A 10,620-nucleotide genomic window follows, 5' to 3' on the forward strand; every position below is an offset into this window, starting at 1 on the left:
CGCCAACCGTTTAGTCACAGTTTAGAACAGGAAAACGAATGAGTTTTGTCACCCCAGAGAGCCTAGCGGAGCAAATTGCGGGGCATCTAGCAGAACGGATTATTCAGGGTGATTTGAAGTCAAACGAGCGCATACAAGAAGGGCGCGTCGTTCAAGAACTTGAGGTTAGCCGTGGGCCAGTGCGTGAAGCACTACTGTTATTAGAAAGTCGGCACCTAATTACCATTCTGCCTCGTCGCGGAGCGATTGTTACCGAACTGACACCAGAGCGCGTGCGCAGCCTATACGATATGTACGTTACCCTGCTGACGATGCTAGCGGATCTTGTGGCGCGCAATTGGAACGACAACAACAAACAAGTGTTGTTAGATCAGGCTATGCGCTTGCAAGAGTTAGCCAGTAGTCATGATAAGAATGCGTTTATCTTGGCCGGCTTTGAGCTAATGCGTAAGGCCTTCACGATTGCCAATAATGATTATTTAGCGCAAATGTTAGAAGACTTGCAGCCAGCGATTCATCGCACCTACGCCATGTCGATACGCCATTCCCCCGATGAAACTGAACTGAGTCGCCAATTCTTTAGTGGCCTAGTCACCGCAGTGTTAAGCAGGGATACTGACACCTTGCCTAAAATATTTCATAGCTATGGCCGCCATCAATGCAGTCTTGTATTGGCCGCTATGCAGGAAGAAAACTAAGCCATGCGGTTAAAAGCGATACGCCTGTCTGGATTTAAATCCTTCGTTGATCCTACTACGGTGCCTTTCAATACCAATATGACCGGTATTGTTGGCCCTAACGGTTGCGGTAAATCCAATACCATCGATGCCGTACGCTGGGTGATGGGCGAAAGCTCTGCCAAGTATTTGCGCGGCGATGCCATGACAGACGTTATCTTTAATGGTTCGTCCGAGCGGAAGCCGGTGAGTAAAGCCAGTGTTGATCTCGTGTTTGATAACACCGATGGCACCTTGCGTGGCGAGTATGCAGGCTATAACGAAATTAGTATTCGCCGTCAGGTAACTCGTGATGGCCAGTCTAACTATTACCTCAACGGTACTAAGTGTCGGCGTAAAGACATTACCGATATCTTCTTAGGCACAGGTTTAGGGCCGCGCTCATACGCGATTATTGAGCAGGGCATGATCTCGCGCCTAATCGAAGCCAAGCCAGAAGAATTGCGGGTTTATGTAGAAGAAGCTGCTGGTATTTCTAAATACAAAGAACGCCGCCGCGAAACCGAAAATCGCATGCGTCGCACGCATGAAAACCTTGAACGTTTAAGCGATATTCGCAGTGAATTAGAGCGCCAACTCGCGCATCTACAGCGTCAAGCGCAGGCCGCAGAGAAATACCGCGAATACAAAGCCCAAGAGCGCGAAAAAAAAGCCCAGCTGCAAGCGTTAAAATGGCAAGCTCTGAACGGCGAATATCAGATACGCGAAACCAAGATTGCCGAACTCGATGTGAAGTTCGAAGCCCAAATGGCCGATCAACGGGCTGCCGACGCCGGTATCGAAGCATTGCGTGTCGAGCACATGACTCGCACCGATGAATTCAACAGCGCTCAAGGCAAGTTCTACGAAGTTGGCTCGCGCATTGCCCGCGCCGAACAAAAAATCGAGCACCAAGCCCAACTGAGTTTGCAGCTTGATCGTGATATGGCCGATGTCGAAAAAGGCCTGCTCGATACTCAACGCGCACTCGAAGATGACCAATTAGCGATGGAAGCCGTTGCCGAGCAACGCCTGACGCTAGAACCCGAATTCGAAATGCTCGAAGCCGGTGCCGAAGAAACCAATATGGCATTGCTAGAAGCAGAAGAAGCACAGCAGCAATGGCAAGAATCCTGGGATAGCTTTACCCAACGCGCCAGCGAACCTACCCGCCAAGCGGAAGTGGCACAAGCGCGCATGCAAACCATTGAACAACAGTTGGTGCGCCTACAACAGCAAGCCGAACGCTTAGAAGACGAGCGTCGCCAGCTCACCGAAAACCCAGAAAACGACGAAATTCTGCTACTGCAAGAAGAAGCCAGCGAAGCCGAATTGCAAGTTGAATCACAGCAAGCCCGGGTTGACGAACTGCAAGAACAGTTGGTGCAATCGCGAGAAGATAGCGAAAAACAGCGTCGTCAGCTCGACGATGGCCGCCAGCGTTTACAACAAATGCTGGGGCGTAAAGCCACGTTAGAAGCATTGCAAAAAGCGGCGATGGGCCAAGGCAGCGAAGCCGTTAGCCATTGGCTCGAAAGCCATCAGTTGGCGCGTAAGCCGCGCTTAGCCGAGCAGCTACAAGTGACCAGCGGCTGGGAACGTGCCGTTGAAACCGTCTTGGGTGATTACCTGCAAGCCGTGTTAATCGACGACATGGCGCTAACACAACAATGGCTGGGCGGTTTTAAAGAAGGCACGCTCACCTTATGGCAAAGCAATACCAATACGGCTAACAGCGCTGCCAATACATTAGCTGCCAAAGTTCAAAGCGCTCAGAATTTGGAATCACTACTTGCTAATGTGCTGATTGCAGATGACTTAACCGCCGCTCTGGTCATGCGTTCGCAACTGCAATCTCATCAATCGGTGATTACCCCAGAAGGCATTTGGCTTGGCCCCGATTGGTTGCGCGTTGCTCGTGCAGCCGATGGTGAAGGCGGCGTCTTGGCGCGCCAGCAAGAACTTGAAGTGCTGGTGGATGAAGCCGACGAACTCGACATGCTAGTAGAAGAGTGGGAAGTCGACTTAGACACAGTACAAATGCGTCTGCGTAGCCTAGAGCAACAACGCGATACCGCGCAGCGCGAATTACAGCAAATCAGCCAGAAGCTGGTGGGTGTGTCGTCGCAGTTATCCGGCATGAAAGCCAAAGCCGAGCAGCTTGCACTGCGCACCGATAAACTCGATCAGTCGTTAGCCGAAATTCGTGAAACGCAAACCCTAGAGCGTGAACATCTCGAAGAGATGCGCCTAGAGTGGCAAACGGCTATGGCGGCCATCGACGACGATACCGATGAGCGTGAGCGTTTATTAGCCAGCAAACAAACCTGGACGCAGCAATTAGAACGCGCGCGTTTAGGCGCAGGCCAAAACAAAGACCGCTTGCACCAATTGCAGCTGCAACTGCAAGGCGTGCGCAGCCGCGAAGACAGCTTACAGCAAGCCATTGCTCGCCTAGCCGAGCAAATGCAGCGCTTTAAAGAGCGCAAACAACAGATATTAGAAAACCAAAATCGTGATCACGACGCCGACCTTGACGTGTTACGCGCTGAGCTGGAAGAGTTGCTAGAGCAGCGCTTAACCGCTGAACAAGCGATGCAAGCCGCACGACACGCGTTAGAACAAGTTGATACGCAAATGCGCGAGCTAGAGCAAAAACGAGCCGATGCCGAGCGTCGCGCGTTGGAAGTACGTAACGATTTAGAATCGGTGCGGATGGAATGCCAAGCACTGGATATTCGCCGTCAGGGGCTCGTTGAGCAGCTACAAGAAGACAAGCTCACACTCAAAGACGTGCTCGAAAATATGCCGGATGAAGCCAACTCTGAGCAGTGGCAGCAAGACCTTCTCAAAATTGCCGAACGCATTCAGCGCTTAGGGGCTATTAACTTAGCAGCAATTGAAGAATATAAATTGCAGTCAGAGCGTAAGGTCTACCTTGATGCTCAAAACGACGATCTGCAAAAAGCTCTGAGCACATTAGAAGGTGCAATTCAAAAGATCGACAAAGAAACGCGCAGCCGCTTCCAAGAAACCTTCGAGAAAATGAACGCTGGCCTTGCTGAGTTATTTCCGAAAGTATTTGGTGGCGGCCATGCCTGCCTAGAACTCACCGGTGATGATTTGCTTAGCACGGGTGTTAGCATCATGGCGCGCCCGCCAGGTAAAAAGAACAGCACCATTCACCTATTATCGGGTGGCGAAAAAGCACTAACGGCTATCGCGTTAGTCTTCTCCATCTTCCAGCTCAATCCAGCACCTTTCTGTATGCTCGACGAAGTGGATGCACCACTGGATGACGCCAACGTAGGGCGCTATGCCCGACTGGTGAAAGCTATGTCGGAGAAAGTGCAGTTCATTTACATCACCCACAACAAGATCGCCATGGAAATGGCCGATCAGCTAATGGGCGTTACCATGCACGAACCGGGTGTATCTCGTTTGGTGTCGGTGGATGTCGAAGAAGCTGCCAGCATGGTGGAAGGATAATGCACTCCAACGAAACTACTCGCCAGCGCTGTCATCCAAGCTGAACATGGACTAGATTGATAGCGTTATGTCATGCTGAGCCAGCGTGGTGTAATATCGTGGTTTAGTTTCATCGTTAACTTTATAACAATACATTCGGCAAGCAGGTTTAGAGGCAAAATATGGAGTGGAGCTGGCGCACCGTCATGATCCTAATTGGATTATTAGGAATGGTGGTAATTCTAGTCGACGGATTTAGACGTATGAAACGTGCTCGTGCAGAGGCGTTACGTTTGGATATCCCTAGTGGCGGACACAACCTTCCTGAAGATGACTTCAATCCTGAATTGCCCGGCAAAGCTCGGGTTATTGGCCATACGGCTGATAGCGACGAAGAAGATTCATTAGCAGTGCTTATGTCTGGTAAAGACGAAGACTCAGCCGATATTCCTGCCGATGCAGTGTCGTTCTCAGCGCTCGATGATGTCAAACCATCGATTAAATCGCCGCAGAAACCACCTCAGCCTCTGAAGCCATCCACGCTAGCGAATTTCAACAAGCCGAAAACGACCTCTACCTTTGCCAAGCATAAAGAAAGTCATCCTGCTCCGCATAAGCCCGTTGAAATCCCAAATTCTCCACTAATTCCGAAAGCGCGCCCAGTGAATCTGGATGAACAAGTGCCGGTATTGTTGGATGTTGAAGAACTGGGCTCAGACGATGCATTTGCCGATGGTATTTTGTCTACGCCTCGTGTTGTCGCTGAAACGCCTGAGAAAGAAAAAGAATGTGTGTCGCAGCCAAAAGTCGATGTCACGATACAAGATGCTGAAGATGCGGCTGCAGAAGCAGAACTTCCTCTGGTTGAAGATCCTGCAACGGTGAATGACCCACATTTAGAAGACGAAGTAGAAAGTCTGCTACCTGAGAATACGATTTCTCAGCCGGTGAATTTTGCTGGCCCAAATGCTGAAGTATTAGCTAACCGCCCAGATGCCGAATTAGTATTAGTTATTCATACCATCGCCCGTGACCCAGAAGGTTTCGCCGGTAAAGATTTACTGTTTTTGTTTAATAGCTGCGATTTACGTTACGGCGAAAAGAATATCTTCCATCGCTTTGAAGATGCTGATGGCCAAGGCAATATTCAATTTTCGGTTGCTCAAAGTCACGAACCGGGTGTGTTTACTCCAGGTAAAATGGCCGAGCAAATGTTTACCGGATTAAGTTTCTTTATGAGCTTACCGGGGGCTAAGCGTCCATTAGAAGCCTACGAAGCGATGTCTGAAATGGCGATGGTTGTATCGCGCAATTTGAAAGCCGACGTACTCGATGGCACACACAGCGCTATGACCTCGCAAACGCGCGAACACGAACGCCAACAAATTTTAGATTACGAGCGCCAGCAGCGCTTGCGGGCAAAAAAAGAGCGTCGCTAAAATAGCGCACAAAGCTAAAATTTAGCGGTAGTAAAAATAACGTGCGCGGCTGATTTCAGCCGCGTTGTTTTTTGGCCTACCAATACGTCGATAGAGATTTTCATGAGCCAACACGATTTATTTTCTGACGAATCCAATGCGTCGGATTCTACTGCTAAGACCTCTGCAATTAATAGCGCACCAGCCGAACAAATCATCGCCTTACGCGAGCAAATTAATCTGCATAATCATCGTTATTATGTTTTAGATGAACCCAGTATTCCTGATGCAGAATACGATCGATTATTACGCGAATTACAAACACTCGAACAAGATAATCCGAGTTTAGTAACACCCGACTCGCCAACTCAAAGGGTCGGCGCAGCACCATTAGCAGGCTTTACCAGCGTAACTCACGAGCGCCCCATGTTATCGCTTGATAACGCCATGAACGGCGAAGAATTTATCGCCTTTGATCAACGCGTTTTAGATCGTTTAAAAAGCACTGATACCGTTGAATATGCTTGCGAACCAAAACTTGATGGATTGGCCATTAGCCTATTGTACGAAGACGGATTACTGGTGCGTGCAGCCACTCGTGGCGATGGTCAAACTGGCGAAGATGTTACCCAAAACGTGCGCACCATTAAAAACGTGCCTTTGCGTTTACGCGGTGATGACTACCCGCAACGCATCGAAATTCGTGGCGAAGTGTACATGCTTAAAGCAGGCTTTGAAGCTTACAACGAACGGGCGCGTGCAAACGATACTAAGTTATTTGCTAACCCTCGCAATGCCGCGGCAGGTTCATTACGCCAGCTTGATCCGCAAATTACCGCACAACGCCCACTCGAATTTTGCGCCTACAGCATTGGCGTTGTTAGTGACGAAGCGACCTTACCCAATACTCATGCCGATATTCTGTATAAATTAAAAGAATGGGGCGTTCGTATTAACGAAGAAATGCGAGTGGTGCAGGGTATTGCAGAAGCCGAAGCCTTTTTTCAGCAGCTTGGCGAAAAACGTCATTCGTTAGCGTATGAAATCGACGGCACTGTATTTAAAGTAAACGATCTAACTCTACAAGAACGTCTCGGTTTTGTTGCCCGAGCGCCACGTTGGGCCATTGCTTATAAATTCCCTGCCGTAGAACAAATGACCGAATTACTCGGTGTTGATTTTCAAGTAGGGCGCACGGGGGCATTAACTCCCGTAGCGCGCCTTCTGCCCGTGCATGTGGCCGGTGTTACCGTGAGTAATGCCACATTGCACAATATGGACGAAGTCGCGCGTCTGGGCGTGCGTATTGGCGATACCGTGATTATTCGTCGTGCCGGTGATGTCATTCCGCAAATTGTGTCGGTAGTGGAAGAACGTCGTCCTAAGAATAGTGCTGAAATCACTATGCCTGAAACCTGCCCCGTGTGCGCTTCGCATATTGAAAAAGTAGAAGGCGAAGCCGTTGCGCGCTGCACTGGCGGTCTTGTGTGCTCGGCGCAACGCAAAGAAGCGATAAAACATTTTGCCTCGCGTAAAGCATTAGATGTTGAAGGCTTGGGCGATAAATTAATTGATCAACTAGTCGATGCTGGATTAATTGACTCGGTAGATGATTTATTTCATCTCACATTAGAGCAGTTATCAGGTCTTGAACGTATGGCCGAAAAATCGGCACAAAATGTATTAGACGCACTCGAAACCGCGAAAAACACCACCCTTGGCCGGTTTTTATACGCACTCGGTATTCGCGAAGTGGGCACTGTCACCGCCCAGAATTTAGCCGCACATTTTGGCTTTTTAGACCGCATCATGAATGCCAGCAACGAACAGCTATTAGAAGTCGCCGACGTTGGCGTTATCGTTGCTGCTCATGTCACCAACTTCTTTGCCGAAGAACACAACCGCACAGTAATAGAACAACTGCAAAAAGTCGGAATTATCTGGGAAGAACGAGAGCCAGAAAAGGCCGAAGACGCCCCGCTAAGCGGGCAAATAGCCGTTATTACCGGCACCCTTAGCGACATTACCCGCGAGCAAGCCAAAACCCTACTCGAACGCCTAGGCGTAAAAGTAACCGGCAGCGTATCCGCCAAAACCGACTTCCTCGTAGCTGGTGAAAAAGCAGGCTCCAAATTAGCCAAAGCTCAACAGCTCGACGTAACAGTATTGAATGAAGTCGCATTTATCGCCATGCTGGCTGAGCATGGATTGAGTGTTGCTGACGCTTAGTCATTCGGTTCAGCGTTAATTGCAGGAGATACTCAGGTTGAATTGTAGGAGGTACTCAGGATTAATCGTAGGAGGTAGTCAGAATGAATTGTAGGAGGTACTCAGGATTAATCGTAGGAGGTACTCAGGGAGCGAAGTGAGCAGTGCCGATAACGGTGCCGATTTACGATGCTGATCATATTCTCGGTGTCTATCGCGACTACGAACAAAAAACGTTCGTTGAATCGCTCCTACAGGGTCTGTACGCTGAATTGAAATTGTAGGAGGTACTCAGGGAGCGAAGCGAGCAGTGCCGATAACGGTGCCGATTTACGACGTTGATCATATTCTCGGTGTCCATCGCGACCACGAACAAAAAGCGTTCATTGAATCGCTCCTACCGTTTAGCTTCAATCCTCTGGCAAAACTCTTTAAGACCATGACTCAGCACTGCTGAAATTTCGCGATTTTGCAGAATACCATCCGCATCTAGTTCGCTACTCAACAAGGGAATGGTAACGCTTGCGCTTTCGATAATATCGCCCGACATGGTAGTGATCACTTCAATTAAAGCATTCAGCGCATGGAACGCGCGTGACGACGTGTTGACCAACATAATCGGCTTGTAAGGAAATTCAACACCGCTGACTAACCAATCCAAAGCATTCTTCATCGGCCCGCTAATGCCATGAGCATATTATGGCCTTGCTTGCACATAAGGAGCTAATGCTAAATCACTGCTATCTCTAAAAGTGCGGTGGCCAAAATGGTATCGCTAAATATACCGCTTGCTCACCACATTAACACTCCATAAAGTGCATATACTTAGAACCGAAATTTTTTAGGTGTACGATTAAATTCATGCGAGAAGGACATAGGGCGTCTAAATGCGAGCACATTACTTACAGCATGTATCGTTTGAAGGTTTAGGAAGTATTGAATCTTGGCTTATAAATGCGGGCTACGAAATTTCAAATACGCCACTTTATAGTTCAGCCGTTTTCCCTGATATCGAGAGTATTGATTTTCTCGTTGTTATGGGTGGGCCCATGAGTGTTAACGATGAAGCTGAATATCCGTGGTTAGCGCAAGAAAAAGACTTCATCAAGCAAGCCATTGATTTAGGAATACCTGTACTCGGTATTTGTTTAGGAGCGCAGCTTATTGCCGATACGATGGGCGGGAAGGTCTTTCCTAATACAGTGAAAGAAATTGGCTGGTTTCCCATAACAGCGGTTAATTCCGAAACTAGCTCAACGTTTCAGTTTCCAAAAGAAATCGACGTATTCCATTGGCACGGTGAAACCTTCAGCTTGCCCGAGGGTGCTGTGCAAATAGCAAAAAGCCGAGGGTGCGAAAATCAGGCATTCCAGCTTGGTAGTAATGTTATTGGGTTGCAGTTTCATCTAGAAACCACGCCAGTATCTTCGCAAGCCATTGTTACGAATTGCAGAGACGAATTGGTGGCGGGAGAATACATTCAGTCAGAAGCCGAGATTTTAGCAGCAGCGAAAGAAAGTTACACATCAATAAATAGCCTGATGGCCAGAGTTCTTGAATATTTGCATGAAGCTCGATAAAGCTTAGGAGATAAAAATGACATTCCCGATACAAGGATCATGTCAGTGTGGTCAAGTGACATATAAATTGCTGTCTGAGCCACTAATGGTCGTTGCATGTCACTGCAAAGAATGCCAAAAGCTTTCCACCAGTGCGTTTAGTATCACCGCACTGGTGAATGCTGATACCGTCGAATTTATCGGATACCGGCATTATTAATCCAGTGGCGCATGTTTGGGTAAGCGAAAAACAAGATTGGTATGTGATCCCTGAAGGTGTCGCCGTTTATGATAAGCAGCCGTGAAGTGTAAAGTAATGGCCTTAAAAATAAGTACAGTAATAAGCTGCGACGAGAAAATACCATGATCAGCCTTCGAGAGTTTTTACCAGAAGATGTCAGTGCTTTGGTGAAGTTATTAAATAATCACAACGTTACCCGATATCTATCCTCTCGGATGCCTACTCCATACTCAGAAGATGATGCAAATTGGTGGACTTCTACCGGTAGTAAAGCCGGTATTGTTCGTGCAATTACGCTCAACGACGAATTGATCGGCTGCGTTGGTGCTGAACCTGAGCTATTCGAAGGCTATAGATCTGCAGAGATAGGCTACTGGCTTGGCGAGCCGTTTTGGGGAGCTGGTTACGCAAGCCAAGCCACTAGCGCGTTAACCGATATGATCTTCTCTACTACTGATATCGTTCGTATCTACGGTACTGTGTTTGGCCCCAATAAAGCATCGATGCACGTATTAGAAAAATGCGGCTTTCAGCGTGAGGGAATATTGCGTAAGGCATGTTATAAAAACGGTGAATTTTACGACAAGCACGTTTTTGCCAAAGTTCAGTTGTGATAAAGAAAATGGTATTTGTAATACATCTATGAAACTTAGCGAATGAACGATCGACGTCTTCGAATTTCTAATGCATTCTTTTTTTAGCTTGTTCATATTAAATTGTAGGAGGTACTCAGCATAATCGTAGGAGGTACTCAGGGAGCGAAGCGAGCAGTGCCGATTTACAACGTTGATTATATCTCGGTGCTTATCGCGACTACGAACAAAAAGCGTTCGTTGAGTCGCTCCTACGGGGCTGTACGTTGAACTGGATATTGTAAGAGTTATTCATAATTAATCGTAGGAGGTACTCAGGGAGCGAAGCGAGCAGTGCCGATTTACAATCGTTGAATATATCTAGGCGCTTATCGCGACTACGAACAAAAAGCGTTCGTTGAGTCGCTCCTACATGGC

At 48.1% G+C, this 10,620-nt stretch carries 7 protein-coding genes and 1 pseudogene; 7 read left to right on the forward strand and 1 reads right to left on the reverse strand.

Annotated elements, in window-relative coordinates; all coding sequences use genetic code 11:
- Nucleotides 1–38: 38 nt before the first annotated feature.
- The 4 genes from UXZ23_RS14720 to ligA all read left to right on the forward strand — a co-directional run bounded on the left by UXZ23_RS14720 (nt 39) and on the right by ligA (nt 7,831).
- Nucleotides 39–698 (forward strand): GntR family transcriptional regulator, encoded by a 660-nt coding sequence (locus UXZ23_RS14720; RefSeq protein WP_320821299.1) that lies wholly within the window; start codon nt 39–41, stop codon nt 696–698.
- Nucleotides 699–701: 3 nt separating this feature from the next.
- A complete protein-coding gene (gene smc / locus UXZ23_RS14725; RefSeq protein WP_320821300.1) occupies nt 702–4,205 on the forward strand; it encodes a chromosome segregation protein SMC in 3,504 nt (1,167 codons plus the stop codon).
- Between the two features lie 242 nt (nt 4,206–4,447).
- Nucleotides 4,448–5,623: a cell division protein ZipA C-terminal FtsZ-binding domain-containing protein gene (locus tag UXZ23_RS14730; RefSeq protein ID WP_320821301.1), complete on the forward strand. Its 1,176-nt coding sequence runs from the start codon at nt 4,448–4,450 to the stop codon at nt 5,621–5,623.
- A 102-nt stretch (nt 5,624–5,725) separates the two neighbouring features.
- On the forward strand, nt 5,726–7,831 hold the full coding sequence (ligA, locus tag UXZ23_RS14735) for an NAD-dependent DNA ligase LigA (RefSeq protein ID WP_320821302.1): 2,106 nt from the start codon (nt 5,726–5,728) through the stop codon (nt 7,829–7,831).
- 376 nt (nt 7,832–8,207) lie between these two features.
- Here ligA and UXZ23_RS14740 read toward each other — a convergent pair whose 3' ends face one another.
- A complete protein-coding gene (locus tag UXZ23_RS14740; protein WP_320821305.1) occupies nt 8,208–8,495 on the reverse strand; it encodes an NADPH-dependent FMN reductase in 288 nt (95 codons plus the stop codon).
- A gap of 202 nt (nt 8,496–8,697) precedes the next feature.
- On the opposite strand from UXZ23_RS14740, the gene UXZ23_RS14745 reads away from it, so the two are divergent.
- The 3 genes and pseudogenes from UXZ23_RS14745 (at nt 8,698) to UXZ23_RS14755 (ending at nt 10,224) form a co-directional block, all read left to right on the forward strand.
- Nucleotides 8,698–9,390, forward strand: coding sequence for a type 1 glutamine amidotransferase (locus UXZ23_RS14745; RefSeq protein WP_320821303.1), 693 nt, complete (start codon nt 8,698–8,700; stop codon nt 9,388–9,390).
- A gap of 16 nt (nt 9,391–9,406) precedes the next feature.
- Nucleotides 9,407–9,674, forward strand: a pseudogene (locus UXZ23_RS14750) (GFA family protein).
- Nucleotides 9,675–9,732: 58 nt separating this feature from the next.
- Nucleotides 9,733–10,224 (forward strand): GNAT family protein, encoded by a 492-nt coding sequence (locus UXZ23_RS14755; protein ID WP_320821304.1) that lies wholly within the window; start codon nt 9,733–9,735, stop codon nt 10,222–10,224.
- Nucleotides 10,225–10,620 lie beyond the last annotated feature (396 nt).

Source organism: Thalassolituus sp. (genome assembly GCF_034111725.1).
Lineage (GTDB): Bacteria > Pseudomonadota > Gammaproteobacteria > Pseudomonadales > Oceanobacteraceae > Thalassolituus.